This is a genomic window from Billgrantia desiderata, assembly GCF_900108215.1.
Lineage (GTDB): Bacteria > Pseudomonadota > Gammaproteobacteria > Pseudomonadales > Halomonadaceae > Halomonas > Halomonas desiderata.
Genome location: NZ_FNVC01000054.1, coordinates 1 through 1421 on the forward strand (window position 1 = coordinate 1; position 1421 = coordinate 1421).

Genomic DNA, 1421 nt, shown 5'->3' on the forward strand with positions numbered 1-1421 from the left:
CCGAATTCAGCGGCGTCCCACAGAGAGTGACAATGCCTGTGAATTCTGGCTCTTTTCCGGAGACCGGATGATCGCAGCTGAAACAGTCAATCTTCCCACCCGGCAAGCCAAGCTATCTGATGTTCTTTCAGGGTAACCACAAGCAATGGGATGGACTCCTCCTCACCTCACCGGCATCTAACCCGGATGTTTCATAAAAGCTCCAAATAGCCATCCAATCCCGCCATCAGCATGCCCACCTTGCCCGAACATGATAGGTGTTCTTATCAAGGGGTCCGGATTTACCTCCGGACCCATACTTTATCCGCACGAACCGCTTAATATTTGAGCAATTCCAGTGCCCAGGCGTGCGAGAGCCTCCCGAGGGCCGGGATGGCGGTGGCCGGGAGTGCCGATGGCGGCTCAGCTGGTGTTTGGCGTGGGCCGAGGCAGCCGGTATAACCGTTCGGTGATCGTGTGCAGAAGGGCTTTGACCGGGCAGCTGCTGGGCAGGTGGAGCTTGATGCGGTCTTTGTACTGCACGACTCGTACGGCCAGTTTGAACAGCTTGATGATGACCGTCGAGGGCTGGGCCCGGGACAGCTCAGTGCCTTGCAACAGCTCGGCGTACAGCATCTCCGGGGCCGGCTCTTCCAGGGAGGTGACAACGAAGCGGGGGTTGTCGCCGAGCCCCATGACCTCGGCTTTCAGGACGGTGCGAAAGGCCTGTGGCCAGGAGCAGGCCTGATAGTCCAGCTCATGGAAGGTGCGTGAGCGTTGCGGCGGCTCTTGCTCGGCGAGGCGGGCATTGTGGCAGCGGGTCTCGTGCAACCGGCGGGTGTGCTCCAGGTGTGGCTCGGGCAGTCTTTTCAGACGGCTGTTACCGGCCAGGCCGAACAGGAAATCCGTGTACGGATCGTCAAGCGCCAGCTGCATCAATTCCACGTTGGCAAAATGGCCGTCACCCCGCAACAGGATGCGGGTCTCGGGCCAGTGCTGGCGCAGCCGCTTGAGCACTCGCTTGAGGATCATCGCGTTCTCTGCCCCCTTCGGGCGTTTGCCGGGGCGCAGTGCCGCGGTAATGAACTTGCCCGACAGGCCCTCAAACAGAAACAGCGGCAGATAGCAGTGGCTCTGGTAATGGTGGTTGTAAAACGCCAGTTCCTGCTGGCCATGGGTCTGGTCCTCGGCGTGATCCATGTCGAGCACGATCACCTTTGGCGGCTTGGCGTAGCTGGCGACAAACTGTTCCACAAAGGCCTCGGCCAACCGGTAGAGGTCGCGGGTGTTGGCGGCATTCTCCAGACGCGAGAAGGTGGGGGCACTGGCCAGATCCTGCTCCGCCTCAAGCGGCAGGCGTTCGGCGCCGAGCTTGAACACCGGGTCACGACGCAAGGCATTCGCATCGGAGTTAAGCTCAAGTCTTGTGTATGGAGGGAAGT

1 protein-coding gene is annotated in these 1421 nt (G+C 60.4%); it reads right to left on the reverse strand.

The features are described from left to right. Positions 1 to 402 precede the first annotated feature (402 nt). A partial coding sequence (locus C4S71_RS22245; protein ID WP_103970590.1) for an IS1380 family transposase occupies positions 403 to 1421 on the reverse strand: 1019 nt, incomplete at its 5' end.